This is a genomic window from Vibrio sp. NH-7 (assembly GCF_053643215.1).
Genome location: NZ_CM132187.1, coordinates 2,758,465 through 2,782,233 on the forward strand (window position 1 = coordinate 2,758,465; position 23,769 = coordinate 2,782,233).

At 46.7% G+C, this 23,769-nt stretch carries 15 protein-coding genes; 8 read left to right on the forward strand and 7 right to left on the reverse strand.

The window, feature by feature from the left end; genetic code table 11:
* Window positions 1–41 precede the first annotated feature (41 nt).
* Window positions 42–587 (reverse strand): oligoribonuclease, encoded by a 546-nt coding sequence (orn, locus tag ACUALS_RS12830; protein ID WP_454448482.1) that lies wholly within the window; start codon window positions 585–587, stop codon window positions 42–44.
* A gap of 114 nt (window positions 588–701) precedes the next feature.
* On the opposite strand from orn, the gene rsgA reads away from it, so the two are divergent.
* The 7 genes from rsgA to ACUALS_RS12865 all read left to right on the forward strand — a co-directional run bounded on the left by rsgA (window position 702) and on the right by ACUALS_RS12865 (window position 10,539).
* Window positions 702–1,757, forward strand: a complete 1,056-nt coding sequence (gene rsgA, locus ACUALS_RS12835; RefSeq protein ID WP_038140663.1) for a small ribosomal subunit biogenesis GTPase RsgA — start codon at window positions 702–704, stop codon at window positions 1,755–1,757.
* Window positions 1,758–1,867: 110 nt separating this feature from the next.
* Window positions 1,868–2,734 (forward strand): archaetidylserine decarboxylase, encoded by an 867-nt coding sequence (gene asd, locus ACUALS_RS12840; protein ID WP_454448483.1) that lies wholly within the window; start codon window positions 1,868–1,870, stop codon window positions 2,732–2,734.
* Window positions 2,735–2,909: 175 nt separating this feature from the next.
* Complete coding sequence (locus ACUALS_RS12845) at window positions 2,910–4,325, forward strand: SLC13 family permease (RefSeq protein WP_454448484.1); 1,416 nt, start codon at window positions 2,910–2,912, stop codon at window positions 4,323–4,325.
* Window positions 4,326–4,590: 265 nt separating this feature from the next.
* Complete coding sequence (locus ACUALS_RS12850) at window positions 4,591–6,471, forward strand: methyl-accepting chemotaxis protein (RefSeq protein WP_454448485.1); 1,881 nt, start codon at window positions 4,591–4,593, stop codon at window positions 6,469–6,471.
* 74 nt (window positions 6,472–6,545) lie between these two features.
* The gene (locus tag ACUALS_RS12855) at window positions 6,546–7,433 is read left to right on the forward strand and encodes a DMT family transporter (RefSeq protein WP_005476268.1); all 888 of its coding nucleotides are present in this window, start codon (window positions 6,546–6,548) and stop codon (window positions 7,431–7,433) included.
* 237 nt (window positions 7,434–7,670) lie between these two features.
* A complete protein-coding gene (gene gpmM, locus ACUALS_RS12860) occupies window positions 7,671–9,203 on the forward strand; it encodes a 2,3-bisphosphoglycerate-independent phosphoglycerate mutase (RefSeq protein ID WP_038140675.1) in 1,533 nt (510 codons plus the stop codon).
* Between the two features lie 259 nt (window positions 9,204–9,462).
* Window positions 9,463–10,539 carry a murein hydrolase activator EnvC family protein gene (locus ACUALS_RS12865; RefSeq protein WP_454449260.1) on the forward strand — a complete coding sequence of 359 codons (1,077 nt, stop codon included), beginning with the start codon at window positions 9,463–9,465 and terminating at the stop codon, window positions 10,537–10,539.
* Window positions 10,540–10,544: 5 nt separating this feature from the next.
* Here ACUALS_RS12865 and ACUALS_RS12870 read toward each other — a convergent pair whose 3' ends face one another.
* The 4 genes from ACUALS_RS12870 to nudC all read right to left on the reverse strand — a co-directional run bounded on the left by ACUALS_RS12870 (window position 10,545) and on the right by nudC (window position 14,476).
* The gene (locus tag ACUALS_RS12870; protein ID WP_454448486.1) at window positions 10,545–11,513 is read right to left on the reverse strand and encodes a DHHA1 domain-containing protein; all 969 of its coding nucleotides are present in this window, start codon (window positions 11,511–11,513) and stop codon (window positions 10,545–10,547) included.
* A 104-nt stretch (window positions 11,514–11,617) separates the two neighbouring features.
* Window positions 11,618–12,253 (reverse strand): TetR/AcrR family transcriptional regulator, encoded by a 636-nt coding sequence (locus ACUALS_RS12875; protein ID WP_454448487.1) that lies wholly within the window; start codon window positions 12,251–12,253, stop codon window positions 11,618–11,620.
* Window positions 12,254–12,359: 106 nt separating this feature from the next.
* Complete coding sequence (gene hemE / locus ACUALS_RS12880; RefSeq protein WP_454448488.1) at window positions 12,360–13,427, reverse strand: uroporphyrinogen decarboxylase; 1,068 nt, start codon at window positions 13,425–13,427, stop codon at window positions 12,360–12,362.
* Window positions 13,428–13,687: 260 nt separating this feature from the next.
* The gene (gene nudC / locus ACUALS_RS12885; protein WP_454448489.1) at window positions 13,688–14,476 is read right to left on the reverse strand and encodes an NAD(+) diphosphatase; all 789 of its coding nucleotides are present in this window, start codon (window positions 14,474–14,476) and stop codon (window positions 13,688–13,690) included.
* Window positions 14,477–14,655: 179 nt separating this feature from the next.
* On the opposite strand from nudC, the gene ACUALS_RS12890 reads away from it, so the two are divergent.
* Window positions 14,656–15,150 (forward strand): Rsd/AlgQ family anti-sigma factor, encoded by a 495-nt coding sequence (locus tag ACUALS_RS12890; RefSeq protein WP_005476304.1) that lies wholly within the window; start codon window positions 14,656–14,658, stop codon window positions 15,148–15,150.
* A gap of 151 nt (window positions 15,151–15,301) precedes the next feature.
* Here the strand turns inward: ACUALS_RS12890 and rpoC are convergent, their stop codons facing one another.
* Entirely contained in the window at window positions 15,302–19,504 is a 4,203-nt protein-coding gene (gene rpoC / locus ACUALS_RS12895) for a DNA-directed RNA polymerase subunit beta' (protein WP_005476288.1), read from the reverse strand.
* A 91-nt stretch (window positions 19,505–19,595) separates the two neighbouring features.
* The gene (rpoB, locus tag ACUALS_RS12900; protein WP_005476270.1) at window positions 19,596–23,624 is read right to left on the reverse strand and encodes a DNA-directed RNA polymerase subunit beta; all 4,029 of its coding nucleotides are present in this window, start codon (window positions 23,622–23,624) and stop codon (window positions 19,596–19,598) included.
* Between the last annotated feature and the right edge of the window lie 145 nt (window positions 23,625–23,769).

Genomic DNA, 23,769 nt, shown 5'->3' on the forward strand with positions numbered 1-23,769 from the left:
TTGACGCCAAGCCCCTCCAGACTCACGAAACGGCTTGGCTATCAAATATTAAAAATCGTTTGACGGTAGTATTTTAGCTCTGCAATAGATTCTCGGATGTCATCCAACGCCAAATGACTGCCTGACTTTGAAAAACCGTCTAATACTTCCGGCTTCCAGCGGCGAGTCAGCTCTTTCAAAGTACTCACATCAACATATCGATAGTGGAAGTACTCTTCTAACTCAGGCATGTGCTTGTACAAAAAGCGACGATCTTGGCCGATGCTATTGCCGCAAATCGGTGATTTCCCTTTCGGCACCCACTTCTCAAGAAACTCAATGGTTTGGCAAATCGCGTCTTGCTCAGTAACTTGGCTGGCTCGTACTCGAGCAACTAGGCCGCTGCCCGTATGAGTGGTGGTACACCATTCATCCATCTTTTCGAGCTCAGACTCTGGCTGGTGAATGGCAAGTACTGGTCCTTCAGCTAAAATATTTAGCTCACTGTCAGTTACAATGGTCGCGATTTCGATAATTTTATGGGTTTCCGGGTCCAGTCCGGTCATCTCCAGATCCATCCAAATTAAGTTTTGATCGCTAAAGGACATAAATCGGTGCCTATTGGTTTTCTGATAAAAAAGGTACTATACCCAAATTCCGATCCTCAAGATAGCTATCATCGAGGATCCATGTAAGACGATAAATGAGTTAAGTAGACGATTGTGGCAAAGAAAAAAAAGCTCACCAAAGGTCAAGTAAGACGCGTACGCAGCAACCAAAAACGCAAGCTGAAAAATGAAGAATCCGTACAATGGGATGAATCCATGCTCGGCGGTACTCAAAAAGGCTTGGTGATTACTCGTTTTGGCCAACACGCGGACATCGAAGACTTGGAAAGTGGCGACGTTCACCGTTGCAACCTGCGCCGCGGAATAGAGTCTCTCGTATCCGGTGATAAGGTGATCTGGCGAGCGGGTTTGGAGTCAATGGATGGCATTTCAGGCGTGGTCGAGGCGGTTGAAACTCGTACTTCGGTCCTTACTCGACCTGACTACTACGACGGTTTAAAACCTGTCGCAGCCAACGTTGATCAAATGATTATCGTCTCTTCTGTGCTTCCCGAACTATCTTTGAACATCATTGATCGTTACTTAGTCGCCGCTGAGACCTTGCAGATAGCGCCGCTCATCGTGCTCAACAAAATCGACTTATTGGAAGCCGAACAACTCGAGCAGTACAAAACGTGGCTCGCTGAATATGAGCGCATCGGCTATAAAGTCCTGTTTGTCAGTAAGCAAACTGGCGAAGGTATCGCTGCGCTAGAAGCCGAGTTAAGTGACCGTATCAATATCTTCGTTGGCCAATCTGGCGTCGGTAAATCGAGCTTGGTCAATGCGCTTATGCCTCAATTTAATGTTGAGGAAGGTGAGATTTCTGAGAACTCAGGTCTTGGCCAACACACCACCACCGCGTCACGCCTCTACCACATTCCTACAGGCGGTGATTTGATTGATTCACCAGGAGTACGAGAGTTCGGTTTATGGCATTTGGAAGCTGAAGAAGTCACCAAAGCGTTTGTGGAATTTCAACCCTACCTTGGCGGCTGCAAGTTCCGAGACTGCAAACATCTCGATGACCCTGGCTGTATCTTAGTGGAGGCCGTAGAACGAGGTGACATCAGTGAAATTCGCTTTGAAAACTACCATCGTATTTTGGAAAGCATGGTTGAAAACAAAGCAAACCGTCAGTATTCGCGTAACAAAAAAGCAGACTTGTAACGCCTTATTGCACAATTGAACCACGCTTTATACTGACTTTTGATGCGTTTTTGAGTAACATTCCGCGCCCAAAAGTAAACAACATCTAGTTAACATTGGAAAAGACGACAATGGATAAGATTAAAGTTGGACTGCAATACTGGATCCCCCAGCACGGTCTAACCCGCTTAGTCGGTAAACTTGCTTCCGCTAAAGCTGGCGGTCTAACTACTGCTATCATTCGCTGGTTTATCAAACAGTACAACGTGAATATGGATGAAGCACTGCATTCCGATCCTAAGCACTTCAAGACATTCAACGAATTCTTCGTGCGCGAGCTGAAAGATGGCATGCGCCCTATCGCTGAAGGTGAAAATGTAGTGACTCACCCAGCCGATGCCTGTGTGAGTCAGTTTGGTCCAATTACTGACGGTAAGCTTATTCAAGCAAAAGGCCATGACTTTACGGCTCAAGAGCTATTAGGTGGTGATGCAGCATTAGCTGAAGAGTTCGCTGATGGTGAATTCGCAACGCTATACCTGTCTCCACGTGATTACCACCGTGTTCACATGCCATGTGACGGTACACTTCGTCAGATGATCTACGTTCCAGGTGACCTATTCTCTGTGAACCCGCTGACAGCAGAAAACGTTCCCAACTTGTTTGCTCGTAATGAACGTGTTGTGTGTATTTTCGATACCGAATTTGGCCCAATGGCACAAGTGCTTGTTGGGGCAACAATCGTTGGCAGCATTGAACAAGTTTGGGCAGGAACGGTGACACCACCTCGCGGCAACAGCGTTTACAAATGGGATTACCCAGCGGAAGGTGATAAAGCGGTTATCTTGAAGAAAGGTGAGGAAATGGGCCGATTCAAACTTGGTTCTACCGTGATTAACCTATTCACGAAAGACGCAATCACGTTTGATGAAACAATGCAAAATGGTCAAACGACGGTAATGGGCACACCTTACGCGCATTTAAAGCAAGATAAGTAATTAAAACACCATTTTCATACACTAAGCCTCGATTACTCGGGGCTTTTTTTTGACCGAAAACAATTCAAATGCAACATTTTTAACCAGCTTGCAAAACTTCAACCTCAGTCTAAGACCCTAATTCGATTATTAATTATCCTTGTCATCAAAACTCTGTTACAAGGTGAATCATTCTATGCCCAAAATCGATCATGGGATCTTGGTGAAGCTACTGATTTGTTTTAGCTTACCTATTGGGGTCCTGTTCATGCCCATCGATGCAATTCCGATCGACGATCTGACGCTCATTCAGCACCGACTGCTGGCGATATTTCTGCTCGCAGCACTACTTTGGGTCCTTGAGCCGGTGCCCGTTTTTGCGACCTCGATATTGATCATCGCCCTAGAGCTGATCATGATTTCAGACAAGGGGCTACATTGGTTCCGAACGCCTCCTGCGGGGCATGATCTCGGTGAGTTGATGCAATACACCGATATTTTTAGCGCCTTCTCGTCACCCATTATTATTCTTTTTATGGGTGGTTTTGCGCTGGCGATAGCGGCATCCAAGTATGAACTCGATAACAACCTCGCTCGCGTGCTTCTCAAGCCTTTCGGCCACCAGCCTAGGTTTATCATGCTTGGCTTAATGCTGATCACGGCTGTGTTTTCCATGTTTATGTCGAACACAGCGACCACGGTCATGATGCTCGCATTGTTGGGCCCTATTGTTGCCTCTGCGCCCAAAGGTGATCTTGGGATTAAAGCCTTAGTGCTTTGCATACCGATTGCTGCTAATACTGGTGGTATTGCGACCCCTATCGGTACCCCTCCCAATGCAATCGCACTGCAATATTTGACGGGAGAGAATAGCATCGACTTTTTAAGCTGGATGATGATGGGGCTTCCGTTTGTGGTTGTTCAATTGACCATCGCATGGTTCTTGTTGCAGAAGTTATTCCCTTCCTCTCAAGCGACGATGAAACTTAAGCTCGACGGACAATTCCAAAAAAACTGGCGCGCTATCGTTGTATACATCACTTTTGCTGCCACCATTTTGCTTTGGATGACAACCAAACTGCACGGTATGAACACCTATGTTGTCTCGATCATTCCATTAGCAGTATTCACATTAACGGGCATCATGGGTAAGCCAGAGTTAAAGCAGATAAACTGGGATGTACTTTGGCTGGTTGCCGGCGGGATCGCGATTGGTATTGGCCTAGACAAGACAGGATTAGCCGCCGCCCTCGCTCACGCGATTGATTATGAAGCACTTTCCCCTGTCGCAGTTGTGATTACCATGTCGATTGTCTGCTGGTTGATGGCAAACTTTATGTCAAACACGGCGACAGCCAACTTGTTGATGCCCATTGCAGCAGCAATCGGGGCCTCAATGGAGAGCCTATCTGCTGTCGGCGGACTACAAGGTTTGCTTGTCGTGGTCGCTTTCTCGGCTTCACTCGGTATGATTTTACCCGTTTCTACTCCGCCAAACTCATTGGCTTACTCTACGGGGCTGATTGAAAGCAAAGATATGGCGAAAACAGGAGTCATCATCGGTATCATTGGCTTACTCATTGTTTACGCCGCCGCACTGATTATCACTTGATCCCACTCCAGACTTCCTACTTTATGTTTTGGGTAGGAAGTCACACTTCCAACAAAAGGTTTAGAAACGTCGATATTCCACTATCTGAATAACAATATAGATCAAACATATAGCTGGCCATTTTCTATACCATCAGAGTGATAATCTAATCAGCCCACTAAATATTTTACTTTTGCCATTCTCTGGGCGAACTCCGTAGGTGAATCTTCTAGGAAGCAAAGGTTTTTTACTTTCAGTTTGTTGTCTAATTTATGAAGGAAAGGCAATGAAATACACAATAAAACTTAAAATTCAAATCGCCATTGCAATCATCATTGCGGTTGTCAGTGGGGTTCAGGCTTGGATATCCGTCAGCCAACTCAAGCAGGAAACAACGTCCGCGTTGAACAGCGAAATGGCCAATATCAGCCATGCGACTGCACGTTATGTCTCAGACTGGCTTGAGATTCGCAGCGACATGATGCTTGCGAATGAAAAGAACATTCTTGAAGCAAGCGATGCAGACCGAGAGATGCTCGTGACCAAGCGTGCGGGTAACTTTCTATCTGTTTATGCTGGCTTTGAAGATGGCTCCATTGCCTATGGCGATAAAACCGAAGATTGGCCAGCCGATTACGATCCTCGCACGCGCCCTTGGTATCAAGATGCAATGGCGAGCAGTGGTTTGATCATCACAGAGCCTTACCAAGATTTTGATGGCAGCATCGTCATCAGCTTTGCCAAAGCATTCCGTGGCACAAAAGAGGGCGTGCTAGCAGCGGATCTGACGGTCACTAACATCATTGACGAAGTACTCAATGTTTCATTGGATAACGACGGCTTTACCTTTTTGGTCGACGGTAACAACAACATCGTTGCTTACCAAGATGAGAAACTCAGCCAGAAGCCACTCACCCAGCTCAACCCGTCTCTTAGCGCTCAAAAGATTAGCCAACTGATCGACACGGCCTACATCTCTACCATCACTTGGCCAGAGCAAGGTGACAAACTGATCTTCGTCGCCAATATTCCTTCCACCGATTGGTCACTTGGTATTGTCGTCGACAAAGAGCTGGCTTTTGCCTCGGTATCGGAGCAGATTCAATTTACGGCCATTGCATCGATTCTACTGTACCTAGTGATCGCGACGGTCAGTACTTATGTGGTCACTCGCTTGCTTAAACCGCTGCAAACATTATCTGCAGCCCTATCTGATCTCGCAGAGGGTGAGGGAGACTTAACGCAACGCATCGAAATTCGTCGTATGGATGAAATCGGTGAGCTCGCGACCCATGTCAACCAGTTCCTAAGTCAAATGCAGGCCATGATCGCCAACATCATCACTCACAGTGAGCAGTTAGCCAACCAAGCAGCGCAAGCGAACCAACTGTCACAACAAGCTTCTCAGCAAGTTGAAACTCAGCAAAATGACGTCAACCAAATTGCAACGGCAATCCACGAAATGTCCGCTACCGCAGCGGAAGTGGCCAGCCATGCAGAAATGACCGCAACGGCCTCTCAAGGGTCAGCATCAGCGTGTGAAGATGGCCAGCTCGTGATTGAGAAAAACCGCGGTGCGATTGTTGATTTGGCTGAGCAAGTCTCTTCTGCATCAGGCATTATTTCAGAATTGGAAAACAATACTCAAAGCATCAACCAGATACTCTCCACCATTCAAGAAATCGCCGAGCAAACCAACTTACTTGCACTCAATGCCGCGATTGAGGCGGCTCGCGCAGGTGAGCAAGGCCGTGGCTTCGCCGTGGTCGCGGATGAAGTCCGAGTACTGAGTCAACGTACGCACGGCTCAACGGAAGAGATCCGCAACATGATTGAGACGCTGCAAAACAACACTAAACTGGCCGTAAATAGTATGCAGGCAAGTACTTCGCTTGCCGACACCAGTGTTGAATACGCCGAAAAAGCCTCACAGAGTTTGAACACCATCACCTCCGCCATCAATGAAATCAATGACATGGCGCTACAAATCGCCAGTGCGGCGGAAGAGCAACGAGCAGTAAGTGAAGACATTAGCCGTAACACGCAAGGCATCAAAGACGCGTCGGATATGTTGGCTTCACAAGCGGTTCAAAGTAGCGATAGCGCGAATCAAATGCGTGACTCCGCTGAAACCATGCGTATGGAGGTTGGACGCTTCAAAGTGTAAACGCTTTGTTTTAACGATAATTTGATGCATATTGTCAGCCATTCCCTTTACCTAGTCACAAGGATATCGTGTCAATGGGCTTTGAATGGCTGGCCTTGGCGGCAGCATTTTTATGGGCTGTCGCCAGCTTACTTTCGGTCACTCCCGCACAACATTTAGGCACCTTTGCCTACAGCCGATGGCGAATGGGCTGCACATCGCTCATTTTGGGGACGATGGCGATGGTTACCGGCGGATGGTCAACCGTCGAAACATCGGCAATTTCGGCGATGATGCTGTCAGGTGTCATTGGTATATTCATTGGCGACACTGCGCTCTTTGCTTGCCTGAACCGCATGGGACCAAGACAAGCTGGCCTTCTCTTCTCGTGTCACGCCGTTTTTTCAGCGATTTTGGGTTACTTCCTGTTTAGTGAAACCATGACCAATATGGAGCTACTGGGCTCTCTGCTTGTGTTCACTGGCGTAATCACTGCGATTTTCTTTGGCCGAAAAGGGCAAACCGACAACCAATTGGAAGCAATCAAAGGTAAAGTTTGGATTGGTGTTGGCCTAGGATTGGTCGCAGCACTTTGCCAAGCACTCGGTGGCATCATTGCCAAACCCATCATGCAAACAGACATTGATCCTGTTGCTGCCTCAGCCATGAGAATGATGACCGCTTTTGCCGCCCATTGTCTGTTTTTCTTAAGTGGCGCAAAACTCGCTCGAGCCACTCAACCTATGAACATCAAGATATTTTCAATTACTGCCATCAACGGTTTTCTTGCCATGGCAGTCGGCATGACACTTATTCTCTATGCACTGCAAGAAGGTAATGTCGGCATGGTGGCGTTGCTGTCCTCTACTACTCCAATCATGTTATTGCCTATACTTTGGATTTACTCAGGTAAACGCCCCAATCGCTTTGCATGGATTGGGGCAATCGTAGCCGTTGTCGGCACAGGAATTTTGGTGCAATAACCTATTACAGAAATCGGTGATATCTGCTTTTCTTTCTCTACCATTGAGAGAGAATCACACTTGAAAAAGAGTAAAACGCACTGGGCAAACGTATACATACAAATTATAGGGTGAAAGATAACAACAATATTTCACAAACAATATTTGATCTTAACCTACAGTTTTGGTTAAAAAGTGTAGTAAAATTACGCTAATTTAGTTTCCAAAGTTACTTTGAAATTTGACGAGGTCATCACTATGACAGCTAAGAAGCCTATGGCTCTAGTTATTCTTGACGGTTACGGTCACCGTGAAGATACAGCAAGCAACGCAATCGCAAACGCGAAAACTCCTTTCCTAGACAGCCTGTTTGCTAATAAACCAAACACTCTAATCTCTGCTTCTGGCATGGATGTTGGCCTACCTGACGGTCAAATGGGTAACTCAGAAGTTGGCCACACTAACATCGGCGCAGGCCGCGTGGTATACCAAGACCTAACTCGCATCACTAAATCTATTACTGACGGTGAGTTTGCTGAAACTCCAGCTATCGTAGAAGCGATTGATTCAGCGGTTAAAGCGGACAAAGCAGTCCACATCATGGGTCTAATGTCTCCAGGTGGCGTACACTCTCACGAAGATCACATCTACGCAGCCGTTGAAATGGCAGCTGCACGTGGCGCAGAGAAGATTTACCTGCACTGCTTCCTAGACGGCCGTGACACGCCACCACGCAGCGCAGAAAACTCACTAAAACGCTTTGACGAGCTATTCGCTAAACTAGGCAAAGGCCGTGTGGCTTCTCTAGTTGGTCGTTACTACGCTATGGACCGTGACAACAACTGGGATCGCGTACAAGTTGCTTACGATCTTCTAACTCAAGCGAAAGCAGAATTCACGTTCGATTCAGCTGTAGCAGGCCTTGAAGCGGCTTACGCTCGTGACGAAAATGATGAGTTCGTTAAAGCGACAGCAATCAAAGCAGAAGGTCAAGAAGATGCAGTAATCGCAGACGGCGATGCAGTAATCTTCATGAACTACCGCGCTGACCGTGCTCGCCAAATCACTCGTACTTTCGTACCTGCGTTTGATGGCTTTGAGCGCGCTGTATTCCCTGCAATCAACTTTGTGATGCTAACGCAATACGCAGCAGATATCCCACTAGCGATCGCATTCCCACCAGCGTCTCTAGACAACACTTACGGTGAGTGGCTATCTAAGCAAGGTAAAACTCAGCTACGTATCTCTGAAACTGAGAAATACGCGCACGTAACTTTCTTCTTCAACGGCGGTGTTGAGAACGAGTTCGAAGGCGAAGAGCGTCAACTTGTTGCTTCACCAAAAGTAGCAACTTACGACCTACAGCCAGAGATGAGCTCAGCTGAACTGACTGAGAAGATGGTTGCGGCTATCAAGTCTGGTAAGTATGACACCATCATCTGTAACTACCCGAACCCAGATATGGTTGGTCACACTGGCGTTTACGAAGCAGCCGTTCAAGCAATTGAAGCAATGGACGAATGTGTAGCTAAAGTAACTGCCGCTATAGAAGAAGTCGGCGGTCAAATGCTGATCACTGCTGACCACGGTAACGCAGAAATGATGGTAGACCCAGAAACAGGTGGCACTCACACTGCGCACACTAACCTACCAGTGCCGCTAATCTACGTTGGTGACAAAGACGTTGAGTTCAAAGAAGGCGGTAAACTGTCTGACCTAGCGCCAACAATGCTAGCGCTAACAGGTCTAGAGATCCCAGCTGAAATGACTGGTACGGTTCTTGTGAAGTAAACCTTCTAGAATGACGAATACAAACCCGAGCTTTGCTCGGGTTTTTTTGTGCCCACCGATTTAGTGCGCTTGAATTAGAACATAGTCAATTCAAACAATAACGAGATAGCTGACGTGCAACTTTTCACATTCTCCTTTCTTCCCCACAAAAGGTTTGGGTATACTGTTTTTCTCTCAAAGACATAGCTCAGATAGGATATAGATTGTGATTCGACCAAGGACTGTTTCTGCGTATTTCACGTTGTGCGCGCTTGGGTTCATCCTTTCCCTGAGTTCAACCTCTATCAGTTATGCTGCCTCAGATGCAGAGTTGAAGGGCGTGAGCGGTGAAATATCGCGCCAAAAACAATCCTTAAGTAGCCAACAAAAAAAACTCGACGACCTACAAAAGTCACTCCGCAATCAGGAAACCACAATTGCGCGTTTACGCAGTGATATCAAAAAGACTAAGGCATCACTCGATCAAACCAATCAGAACATTGAGTCCCTGCAAGAGAACATCTCGCGCTTAGAAGCGCAAAAGAAAGCGCAAAGCGACAAGCTTGCAGAGTTAGTCCAAACCTATTACATCACCCAACGCGCTAAATCCTCTTCTAACATACTCAATCATGGTGTCGAAGAAGATAGGATAAGTCAGTATTTTCAACACTTAGCCAAACAACGTGCTGAGACAATTCATGAGCTAGAGCAAACGGTCGAGCAACTTGAACTCAGCCATCAGCAACTCAAACTTGAGCAACAAGAGATAACGGCACTCCTAACGCAACAAACCCAAAAAAGCGATCAATTAACAAAAACACAAACGCAGCGCAAAGGAACGGTCTCGAAAATTAAGAAGAGCATTTCAAACGACAAAGTGTACCTGTCAGAACTTCAGCGCAATGAAACTCGCCTAAAAGCAGAAATCGCCAAAGCCGCGAAGCGAAATGTGGTGCCTATGGACGGTTTAGCTCGCCAAAAAGGCAAACTGCCTTGGCCGGTCAAAGGTAGAGTTCTGCATAATTACGGGACAAAACAAACTGGCCAGCTTAACTGGAAAGGTATGGTCATCAACGCCAACTACGGTCAGTCAGTGAAAGCCGTCTATTCAGGCACGGTGGTCTTTGCGGATTATCTACGTGGCTATGGCTTGGTTGTTTTGCTTGACCACGGCAAAGGCGATATGACGCTATACGGCTTTAATCAAAGCCTGCTAAAGAAAGAAGGCGACAAGGTCACTGCGGGGGAAACCATCGCCCTAGCTGGAGATACTGGCGGACAATCAAGACCATCACTCTACTTTGAGATTCGCCGAAACAGCAAAACCCAAAACCCTAAATCGTGGTTAACCCGCTAATTCACTTAAATGGACTGACCGCGATAGTAAGCCTCAACAATCTCAATAAAGTGCTCAAGCTGCTCTTTAGGTAAAGCGTTCACACCGGCGGCGGCTGCGCGACCACCGCCAGTGACGAACTGAGAACAAATATCTCCGGCACCTTGCTTGTTATTCAATGGTGCTCTCAATGAGACGGTATACGTTCCATCACTGTTTTGGGTCAATACGGCATGCGCACGATCGGGAGACTGGTTGGCTAAGAGATTGCCATACACACCACTGATTCTTCTTGAGGCGGCACAATTAGGCAGTTCGAACACTCCTAACACCTCACTTTGATATCGCGCTTCGGTTGTTAACGCTAAGTCCATATCCTGCTGATACGCAGACTGAAGTACGTAGAATGGCGATGATTTGTCAGCAAGTAACGCAAAGGGGGTATCATAAGCTAACAGCGCTTTAAAAAGATCATCCGGAGCATAATGAAGATCGCCAACATTCGCGCCATATCCATTGTAGTTGATCAGGGTTCCTAGCTCTTTGAGTTGCGCTTTCTCCAAGACGCTCAAACCCGCCTTGTCAGCCAGTTGTTCCGCTTTAGCTACCAGATTGTCACCATATGCAGCGGTAATCGCCCAAGTATGGAAGCGGCCGTTTAACAGCTCATCGACTATCAGTGCGGTACAAGTGTTTGCGTCTAGGTCAATATGCGCCTCTAGATTCTGATGGTCAGGAATCTCTCCTGCTTTATGGTGATCCGCGTAAAACACTCGAGCGCCGCTAGCCAACGCCTGACGAAGTTCAGCATGGTTCTGAGCCATAGAGATATCAAGAACGGTAAGAGTATCACCAGCAGATACCGACAACGTCTTTAGCAGTTGAACATCTCGCTTAACTCCCGTCACTAACGTGGATTCCATGGGCTGAGCCAAGCGCAGTTGCAACAGAGCGATGATGCCATCCGCATCGCCATTAAAAACATCGTAGTGCATAGAATAAACCCATCAAAGTATCTGACTACACTTTAATGGGTTCGAAAACTGAGGACAATTTGAATTGGTTATATCTTAGGTAAGATTCGATGCTAGACAAGCACTTATGCGTGGATTGCTTTTACTCCATCTTCCAGCAGCTGTAGTTGCTCAAGACCTTGTTCGGTCGCTTTGGGCTTCACCACAGCGATCATTTGCAACATACCTTGGTGGATGACTTGCTCCGTGATTTGAGTCTTTGGTGACATCGCGGCTTGATAGCCTAGCCAGCTGCACGCAATCAGATGCAGTGTCGTCACGAGAGGCTTCATTTCGCTCTCTTCGACATCCAGCAGCTCCAACCCGACAAAGACTCGCATAATGTTAACTAGATTGGTTTGTAACTTTTCCTGTACCTGAATGTATTCCTCATGCAACTGTTCGTCTCGCTGCAGAATCTCTGGCAAGTTGGCGTAAAAGAATCGGTATTTCCACATCAAAGTAAAAATAGAATCCAGATAATGCTTGAGCATCACTAGACTTTCCTGCTGAGCTTGGATTGGGGTGAAGCGCTCTAGAAGCTCATTCGAATAAAGTGCAAAAATCTCGCGGACGATCTCTTGCTTGTTGCGGAAGTGGTAATAAAGGTTTCCCGGACTGATGTCGATATGCGCTGCAATGTGATTCGTGGTGATGTTACGTTCACCATGTTGATTAAATAGCTCTAACGCTGCCAACACTATTTTGTCGCGTGTTTTCATTATTATTCCGTACCCTCTTCCATTTCTATTGTGCAGTATAGCGGTTAGTGTAACCCATAACAAAAAAGCGCCTGGTCATATCAGGCGCTCTCAATCAGTTACTTAGTTATTTGTGGTACGGCTTAGATAGCTCATGTACGGCTTCGACAAACACACCTGCGTTTTCTGGCGGAACATCCAAATGGATGCCGTGGCCTAGGTTAAATACATGGCCTGTACCTGCATCGCCAAACCCTTCAAGGATTGTCGCGACTTCCTCACGAATACGTTCTGGCGATGCGTACAACATAGATGGATCCATATTGCCTTGCAGTGCCACTTTATCGCCAACACGCTTCACCGCGTCTTGGATATTAATTGTCCAGTCTAGACCTACCGCATCACAGCCAGTCGCAGCGATCTGCTCCAGCCACATGCCACCATTCTTAGTGAATAGGGTAACAGGAACGCGACGACCGTCGTTTTCACGGATTAGACCTTCGACAATCTTGTGCATGTATTGCAGCGAGAATAGGTTGTAGTCACGAGGAGTCAGCACGCCACCCCATGTATCAAATACCATCACAGATTGCGCACCCGCTTTGATCTGCGCGTTTAAGTACTCAATCACGCTATCTGCTAACTTATCAAGCAATAGATGTAGCGTTTGTGGCTCAGCGTACATCATCTTTTTGATCTTAGTGAAGGCCTTAGAGCTACCACCTTCAACCATGTAAGTCGCGAGCGTCCAAGGGCTACCAGAGAAACCGATCAATGGTACATCGCCGTTCAGATCTTTACGGATCTGACGCACAGCGTTCATTACGTACTTCAGCTCACCTTCAGGATCGGGAATACCGATCTTTTCTACGTCCGCTTTGCAGGTAATTGGCTTGTCGAATACTGGACCTTCACCGGCAGCGAAACGAAGTTCAAGACCCATTGCGTCTGGGATAGTTAGAATATCAGAGAATAGAATCGCAGCATCCAAAGGAAAACGACGCAGTGGCTGAAGAGTTACCTCTGACGCGAGCTCAGCGTTTTTGCACAGTGACATAAAATCACCGGCTTCAGCACGCGTTGCTTTGTATTCTGGAAGGTATCGACCTGCTTGGCGCATCATCCATACTGGTGTGTAATCGACTGGCTGCTTGAGCAGAGCGCGCAGGTAACGATCATTTTTTAATTCTGTCATTCCGTATATCCGATTCTTTAGACTCACTTTTTGTGGCCATTATTCTAACACTGTTTGGCTCGCAAAAGCTGTGTGCTTTGCAACCTAGATCAAGTTATTAACTATAAAATCAGTGCTTAATTTGCACCCATTCAGTAAGGGTGTTAAAAATTTGTTTGCTAGCGAAAACTACAATTATAAACCGAGCACTCAGTGCTTGGCATCTCATAACGACATCTTACTTACCCCCTCCTTCTCGGAGGGTTTTTTTTGCCTATTTTTCAAGACTCTAAGTCATTTATTAGCTGGCATGTCGTTTCAATAAGTTCACGAGCAATCGTCCCTTTGGGGGCGACTGGCGGCATATCGTTAGGGTGGAACCAACGAGCATCACTCAGCTCACTATAATCTGGCTTTAACGTGCCAGATTGATAATCGGCAAGAAACCCCATCATCATACTGGATGGAAACGCCCATGGCTGACTGCCAACGTAGCGAATGTTGGTCACCTCAATACCGGTTTCTTCTTTGACTTCGCGGGCAACACATTGCTCTAGGGTTTCTCCTACCTCCAAGAAGCCCGCAATGACGGTATACATACCATTACGATGCCTTGGATGTTGGGCAAGCAGCAGTTGGCTGTCTTTACGGACAGCAACGATGATGCATGGAAAAATTCTTGGATAATGCAATGTCCGACAATCACCACATTGCATGGCCAGTTGATTGTGATTGAGGTGATTACGGCCTCCACATTGGGGACAAAAGCGCATTGATTGGTTCATATGGCCATATTGAATGGCTTTGCTCATCAGCAAAAACAAGGGCTCAGGAAAATGTAAACAATCTCGCAGTGACGTTAACACATAGTCGCAGCTCAAATCCGCTTCATTAAGCCACATCACTGGCATCCCTTCATAGACGCCCACTTCAGTGGCAAGCTCTAGAGGTAGGTCTAACTCATGGCTGCTGCCTTTGGGTAATTTTCCGTCTAACAACCAAATGTCACTCCCAGACACAACACACCAGTAACAGTTATGCATAGGGTTGATGTCACCTTTATTTAACATTGTCCATCCTCTTCACTTGCAGTCAAACCATTTTACTGGCAATCTAAATTCATACCAGAGTTTGTAGTAAGGCAATTTTCTGGCTATAAATTCTAGTAAGGACAAGAGGTTGTATCTCTAGAACAGCTTTGTTACTACAAAGCGTAATGATCACCGGAGTGTGATCCGATCATGAGGGCATGGTCATGCTAAATAAACTAAAAAGAACACAAGAACAGTGGGGTGGCTCAAGTGAAGTCATTGACCATTGGCTAGAAACTCGACAATCACTGATTGTTGAATACTGTAAACTCGGTTCTCTCCAGCCCGTCAATGGGCACAGTAACGTAGTTGAACTCCCTTCTCCTAAGCAAATTAGCTCTTTTTGCGATCACGTTGTCGACTACATCTCCGAAGGCCATTTCAAAATTTACGACATGGTAATGGAAAAGTGGCAAGCTACCGGCTTTAAGACAAACAACGAGATTGATGCTGCCTACGCTAAGATTGTACTCACGACCGACCCACTTTTGGAATTCAACGACAAGTACGTTAATGTCAGCGCAGAAGATGAACTGCCTGACTTCGAAGCCGACATGTCCTCAGTTGGTGAAGTGTTAGAAATGCGTTTTGAGGTAGAAGACAGCTTAATTCAGTTGATCGCTGACAGCTTAGCCATCCCACCGGGCGCATAACCAGGAAAATAACTTGCCATCACGACGGGTTAACGTAAACACGTTGACCCTATGCTTTTGCCTCCAGGCACAGCTATCAGCAACAAAAGTCCCATGATATAGACACAAAAAAGGCACCCGAAGGTGCCTTTTGTCATTTCTTTATCTGCGATTACTCGTCAGATGAGAAACCTGCGTTAAGCAGTGCTGCAAGGTTGTCTGTCGCTTGTTCAGCTGAAGGACCTTCTTGCTCTTCTACACGCTTAGCTTGACGCTCTTGGTGGTATGCGAAACCTGTACCTGCTGGGATTAGACGACCAACAATTACGTTTTCTTTCAGACCACGTAGCTCATCACGCTTACCAGAAACCGCGGCTTCTGTTAGTACGCGAGTTGTCTCCTGGAACGATGCCGCAGAGATGAACGATTCAGTCGCTAGAGACGCCTTAGTGATACCTAGTAGTTCACGTTCGAAGCGTGCTGGCTCTTTGCCTTCTGCTTCTAGTTGACGGTTAGCAACCTTAACGTTCGCGTATTCAACCTGCTCACCTGCTAGGAACTCAGAGTCACCAGCAAATGTGATTGTACACTTACGTAGCATCTGACGAACGATAGTCTCAATGTGCTTATCGTTAATCTTAACGCCTTGCAGACGGTATACTTCTTGAACTTCGTTCGCGATGTATTCAGTCACAGCGTGTACGCCACGTAGACGTAGAATGTCATGTGGAGACTCTGGACCATCTGCAATTACGTCACCACACTCAACTTTTTCACCTTCGAAAACGTTAAGCTGACGATGCTTAGGAATCATCTCTTCGTACGCTTCACCACTCTCTTGAGTGATAACTAGACGACGCTTACCTTTGGTCTCTTTACCGAAGCTAACAGTACCCGTCTTCTCAGCAAGGATCGCAGGCTCTTTAGGCTTACGTGCTTCGAATAGGTCCGCAACGCGTGGAAGACCACCGGTGATATCTTTGTTACCGCCAGACTTCTGAGGAATACGTGCAAGTGTATCACCCACACCTACTTCTGCGCCGTCTTCGATGTTCACGATCGCTTTACCAGGTAGGAAGTAGTGAGCTGGCATTTCAGTACCAGGAATCATTACGTCGTTGCCTGCTGCATCAACAAGTTTGATAGCTGGACGCATATCTTTACCTGCAGATGGACGAGCTGCTGCGTCAGTGACTTCGCTTGAAGATAGACCTGTTAGGTCATCTGTTTGACGAGAAACTGTTACGCCATCGATCATATCTACGAACTGGATGCGACCTGCCACTTCAGTGATGATTGGCATAGTGTGCGCTTCCCAGTTAGCTACTGTTTCACCAGCTTCAACTGCGTCGTTGTCGCCTTTAGTCAGTAGAGAACCGTAAGGCAGTTTGTGTTTCTCTTTCGTACGGCCGAACTCATCAATGATGGTTAGTTCAGATGCACGAGAAGTGATAACAAGCTTACCGTCTTTGTTCGTTACAAACTTCGCGTTGTGAAGTTTAACAGTACCTGTGTTCTTAGCTTGGATGCTGTTCTCTGCTGCTGCAGTAGATGCTGCACCACCGATGTGGAACGTACGCATCGTTAGCTGTGTACCTGGTTCACCGATAGACTGAGCAGCGATAACACCCACTGCTTCACCTTGGTTCACTAGGTGACCACGTGCTAGGTCGCGGCCATAACACTGAGCACAACAACCGAAGTCTGTGTCACATGTTACAACTGAGCGCACTTTCATGCTGTCTACAGAGTTTTCTTCCATGATCTGACACCACTTCTCATCAATTAGAGTATTACGTGGGATCAGAACATCTTCAGTACCTGGCTTAAGAACGTCTTCAGCAACTACACGACCAAGAGCTAGTTCAGTAAGAGCAACCTTAACATCACCACCCTCGATGTGAGGCATCATGTGAACGCCTTCGTGAGTGCCACAGTCGTGCTCTGTAACTACAACGTCTTGAGCAACGTCTACTAGACGACGAGTTAGGTAACCCGAGTTCGCTGTTTTCAGTGCCGTATCCGCAAGACCCTTACGAGCACCGTGCGTTGAGATAAAGTACTGAAGTACGTTTAGACCTTCTTTAAAGTTCGCAGTGATCGGCGTTTCGATGATTGAACCATCTGGACGCGCCATCAGACCACGCATACCTGCTAGCTGACGAATCTGAGCTGCAGAACCACGAGCGCCCGAGTCAGCCATCATGTAGATGCTGTTGAATGACTCTTGCTGCTCTTCATCACCGTCGCGGTTAACAACAGTTTCAGAAGATAGGTTCTCCATCATCGCTTTCGCTACGCGATCGTTGGTCGATGCCCAAATATCGATCACTTTGTTGTAGCGCTCACCCGCAGTTACAAGACCAGATTGGTACTGTTCTTGAATTTCGCGAACTTCTGCTTCCGCTTCTTCGATCTCAGTGTACTTAGCTGCAGGTACAACCATGTCGTCGATACCAACAGAGACACCAGAAAGTGCTGCGTAAGCGAAACCTGTGTACATGATTTGGTCAGCGAAGATTACAGTGTCTTTAAGACCTAGCTTACGGTACGCCTCGTTAAGTAGGTTAGAGATTTGCTTCTTACCTAGCTTTTGGTTAACGATGCTGTACGGAAGACCAGCTGGCACGATTTGCCATAGCATTGCACGACCGATAGTTGTATCAACTAGCTTAGTTTCTGTAGTGCTGTTGCCATCTTCGTCTTTAACAGTCTCAGTGATACGAACTTTAACGCGAGCGTGTAGCTCAGCAGTCTTAGTGCGGTATGCCTTCTCAGCCTCTGCTGGGCTAGCAAGGTACATACCTTCGCCTTTCACGTTGATCTTGTCACGAGTCATGTAGTAAAGACCCAATACAACGTCCTGAGAAGGTACGATGATCGGATCACCTGACGCTGGCGACAGAATGTTGTTTGTCGACATCATCAGTGTACGAGCTTCAAGCTGTGCTTCTAGAGTTAGAGGCACGTGAACCGCCATTTGGTCACCATCGAAGTCGGCGTTGTATGCCGCACACACTAGTGGGTGTAGCTGAATCGCTTTACCTTCGATCAGTACTGGTTCAAACGCCTGGATACCTAGACGGTGAAGTGTAGGTGCACGGTTCAATAGTACTGGGTGTTCACGGATTACTTCGTCTAGGATATCCCAAACGACCGCTTCTTCACGCTCTACCATCTTCTTAGCAGCTTTGATTGTAGTCGCAAGACCACGAGTCTCTAACTTGCTGTAGATGAATGGTTTGAATAGCTCAAGTGCCATCTTCTTAGGAAGACCACACTGGTGTAGACGAAGGTATGGACCTACTGTGATTACAGAACGGCCAGAGTAATCTACACGCTTACCTAGAAGGTTCTGACGGAAACGACCTTGCTTACCCTTGATCATATCAGCAAGAGATTTCAGAGGACGCTTGTTCGAACCTGTGATCGCACGACCGCGACGACCGTTATCTAGAAGTGCATCAACAGACTCTTGCAGCATACGTTTTTCGTTACGTACGATGATGTCCGGAGCAGCTAGCTCTAGAAGACGCTTCAAACGGTTGTTACGGTTGATTACGCGACGGTATAGGTCGTTCAGATCAGAAGTCGCAAAGCGACCGCCGTCTAGTGGAACTAGAGGACGTAGATCTGGCGGAAGTACCGGAAGCACAGTTAGGATCATCCACTCTGGGTTGTTACCAGATTGAACAAACGCTTCAACTAGCTTCAGACGCTTAGTGATCTTCTTACGCTTAGTCTCTGAGTTAGTAGACTGAAGCTCTTCACGCATTTCTTCGATTTCAGCTGGAAGATCCATAGACGCAAGTAGGTCTTTGATCGCTTCCGCACCCATCTTAGCCGTGAATTCATCACCCCACTCTTCTAGACGATCCAGATACTCTTCTTCAGTAAGCATCTGAGATTTTTCTAGATCCGTCATACCTGGTTCAGTTACTACGTACATTTCGAAGTAAAGAACACGTTCGATATCACGTAGAGGGATATCCATTAGTAGACCGATACGAGACGGTAGTGATTTTAGGAACCAGATGTGAGCAACTGGTGATGCAAGCTCGATGTGGCCCATGCGGTCACGACGAACTTTAGTTTGTGTAACTTCAACGCCACACTTCTCACAGATAACGCCACGGTGTTTCAGACGCTTGTATTTGCCACAAAGACATTCGTAGTCTTTTACTGGACCAAAGATACGCGCACAGAACAGACCATCACGCTCAGGCTTGAACGTACGATAGTTGATCGTTTCAGGTTTTTTAACTTCACCGAAAGACCATGAACGGATCATGTCTGGTGAAGATAGACCGATTTTGATTGCATCAAATTCTTCGGTCTTATGCTGCGCTTTTAGAAAGTTTAATAAGTCTTTCACAATCAGCTCCTGTAAGGAGTTAAAAGGAGCTCACCCGCAAAAGTGAGCACCTTCTACCAAATAATCTCTCTTTCTATTTAGAAAGAAGGGATTACTCTTCGTCTTCTAGCTCGATGTTGATACCTAGCGAGCGAATCTCTTTCAACAGTACGTTGAACGATTCTGGCATACCAGGTTCCATGCTGTGGTTTCCGTCTACGATGTTCTTATACATCTTAGTACGGCCGTTAACGTCATCCGACTTAACGGTTAGCATTTCTTGAAGCGTGTAAGCAGCACCGTATGCTTCTAGTGCCCATACTTCCATCTCACCGAAACGCTGACCACCGAACTGAGCTTTACCACCAAGTGGTTGCTGAGTTACTAGGCTGTACGAACCAGTTGAACGAGCGTGCATCTTGTCATCAACAAGGTGGTTCAGTTTCAGCATGTACATGTAACCAACAGTTACTGGACGCTCAAACTCGTCACCTGTGCGACCATCAAACAGCTTAAGCTGACCTGATTCTGGCAGATCACCTAGTTTCAGAAGCTCTTTGATTGATTGCTCAGAAGCACCGTCAAATACTGGAGTCGCGATCGGTAGACCACCACGTAGGTTCTTGATCAGCGTACGAACTTCATCATCAGATAGAGACGCTACGTCTACTTTCTGACGAGTTTCACCAAGATCGTAAACCTTCTGTAGGAAGTCACGGAACTTAGCAAGCTCTTGCTGCTCTTTCACCATCTGGTTGATCTTGTCACCGATACCTTTCGCTGCCAGACCTAAGTGTACTTCTAGGATCTGACCGATGTTCATACGCGATGGTACACCCAGTGGGTTTAGTACGATGTCAACCGGCTGACCTTTCTCATCGTAAGGCATGTCTTCAACAGGGTTGATCTTAGAGATTACACCCTTGTTACCGTGACGACCCGCCATCTTATCACCAGGCTGGATACGACGTTTAACCGCTAGGTAAACCTTAACGATCTTCAGTACGCCAGGTGCTAGATCATCACCTTGTGTGATCTTACGACGCTTAGTTTCAAACTTCTTATCGAAGTCAGCTTTTAGCTCGTCCCACTGCTCAGCAAGTTGCTCAAGCTGTGATTGTTGTGCATCGTCTTCAAGCGTTAGCTCTAGCCACTTCTTACGGTCGATAGCGTCTAGTTTCGCTTCAGTGTAACCACCATCGATGAGTACAGCTTTAACACGGTTTAGAAGGCCACCCTCAAGAATCTGGAATTCTTCAGTAAGGTCTTTCTTCGCTTCTTTCAGCTGCATCTGTTCAATTTCAAGTGCACGTTTGTCTTTTTCAACACCGTCACGAGTAAATACTTGAACGTCGATGATCGTACCTGATACAGAGTTTGGTACGCGTAGAGACGTATCTTTAACGTCTGACGCTTTCTCACCGAAGATAGCACGTAGTAGCTTCTCTTCAGGCGTTAGCTGAGTTTCACCTTTAGGCGTTACTTTACCTACAAGGATGTCACCGCCTTTCACTTCCGCACCGATGTAAACGATACCTGACTCGTCTAGTTTAGACAGAGCAGACTCACCTACGTTTGGAATGTCAGCTGTGATTTCTTCAGCACCAAGCTTAGTATCACGCGCCACACAAGACAGCTCTTGGATGTGGATAGTCGTGAAACGATCTTCTTGAACTACGCGCTCAGATACTAAGATCGAGTCTTCGAAGTTGTAACCGTTCCAAGGCATGAATGCGATACGCATGTTCTGACCAAGCGCTAGCTCACCAAGGTCTGTTGAAGGACCATCAGCAAGAACGTCGCCACGTGCTACTGGTTCACCCGGCATCACACATGGACGCTGGTTGATACACGTGTTTTGGTTAGAACGAGTGTATTTAGTTAGGTTGTAGATATCGATACCTGCTTCACCAGGGATCAGCTCGTCTTCGTTAACTTTAACAACGATACGAGAAGCATCTACAGACTGGATTACACCACCACGTTTCGCTACCGCTGTAACACCAGAATCAACGGCGATGTTACGCTCGATACCAGTACCAACTAGAGGCTTATCAGCCTTAAGTGTTGGAACTGCCTGACGTTGCATGTTGGCACCCATCAATGCACGGTTCGCATCATCGTGTTCTAGGAACGGGATAAGCGATGCAGCGATAGATACAACCTGGTTAGTTGCAACGTCCATGTAGTCAACATGTTCGCGTGGGTGTAGGCCAGATTCACCTTTCTGACGAGCAGTGATTAGCTCTTCAGCAAATGTGCCTTCTTCAGTCAGAACCGTGTTCGCCTGAGCGATAACGTACTGACCTTCCTGAATAGCAGATAGGTAATCTACTTCGTCTGTTACTACGCCATCTACAACACGACGGTATGGAGTCTCTAGGAAACCGTACTCGTTACAACGTGCAAACGCAGATAGAGAGTTGATCAGACCGATGTTTGGACCTTCCGGCGTTTCGATAGGACATAGACGGCCGTAGTGAGTTACGTGTACGTCACGTACTTCGAAGCCAGCACGTTCACGAGTTAGACCGCCAGGACCCAATGCAGAAATACGACGCTTGTGCGTAACTTCTGATAGCGGGTTGTTTTGGTCCATGAACTGTGAAAGCTGTGAAGAGCCAAAGAATTCTTTAACCGCAGCAGAGATCGGCTTAGCGTTGATTAGGTCTTGAGGCATGATTGCATCAAGGTCACCAAGGCTTAGACGCTCTTTAACAGCACGTTCAACACGTACTAGACCAACGCGGAATTGGTTTTCTGCCATTTCGCCAACGCTGCGGATACGACGGTTACCTAGGTGGTCGATATCGTCCACTTCACCGATGCCGTTACGGATAGCGATAAGCTTCTTCATCACTTCAACGATATCAGTTTCGTCAAGTGTGCCTTGCTCTTGGGCATCTTCACGTTCGATAGAGCTGTTGAACTTCATACGACCAACAGTCGATAGATCGTAACGCTCTTCAGAGAAGAATAGGCTTTCGAATAGTGCTTCAGCAGCTTCTTTCGTTGGTGGCTCGCCAGGGCGCATCATGCGGTAGATTTCTACCAGAGCAGAAATACGATCAACAGTGCTGTCGATACGTAGCGTTTCTGACATGAATGGACCGTGGTCTAGATCGTTCGTAAATAGAACTTCTAGTGCTTTATGGCCAGCTTGCGAAAGGTTCGCTAGTGCTTCAAGACTGATCTCTTGGTTTGCACCAACAATGATCTCGCCAGTCGCTTCGTTGATGTAATCTTTCGATGCAACTTTGCCTACGATGTACTCAACAGGTACTTCGATATGATCAACGCCATCTTTCTCAAGTTGACGGATGTGGCGTGCAGTTACACGACGACCAGTTTCAACGTAAACTTTGCCGTTTGCTTCGATATCGAATGACGCAGTTTCACCACGTAGACGATCAGGAACAAGCTCCATAAGTAGAGTTTGATCTTTAACTTCGAAGTTCACCTTCTCAAAGAAGATGTCCAGGATCTCTTCTGTCGTCTTACCTAGTGCGCGAAGAATGATAGATGCTGGTAGCTTACGACGGCGGTCGATACGTACGTATAGGTTATCCTTAGGATCAAACTCGAAGTCAAGCCATGAACCACGGTAAGGAATAACACGTGCGTTATAAAGAACTTTACCTGATGAGTGGGTCTTACCCTTATCGCTGTCGAAGAATACGCCAGGGCTTCTGTGCAGCTGGGATACGATAACCCTCTCGGTACCATTGATTACGAAGGTACCATTGTCTGTCATAAGCGGAATTTCGCCCATGTAGACTTCTTGTTCTTTAATATCTTTTACAGTACCTGCTGGCGCGTCTTTATCAAAGATAACTAGGCGTAGTTTAACGCGTAGAGGTTTTGAATAAGTTACGCCGCGGATTTGACATTCTTTAACATCAAAAACTGGCTCACCAAGACGGTAGCTAACGTATTGCAGCTCGGAATTGCCGTTGTAGCTCTGAATTGGAAATACAGAACGGAAAGCAGCTTCAAGACCGTATTGACCTTCAGGATCCTGTTCGATGAATTTTTCGAACGAATCGAGCTGGATCGATAGCAGGTATGGAATGTCCAAAACTTGTGGACGAGTACCAAAGTCCTTACGGATGCGCTTTTTCTCGGTATAAGAGTAAACCATGGGGTTCCTCAGCTCGCTGATAAGTGACCCAAACTGTCTCCAATCGTTATGAGACAGTGACTGAACAACTGTTTAACTGTAGTGACATTTCGTTAAGAGATAATGAAATGTTTTTTGCTTGGAGGTAGGCGCCTAAACAGCGGAA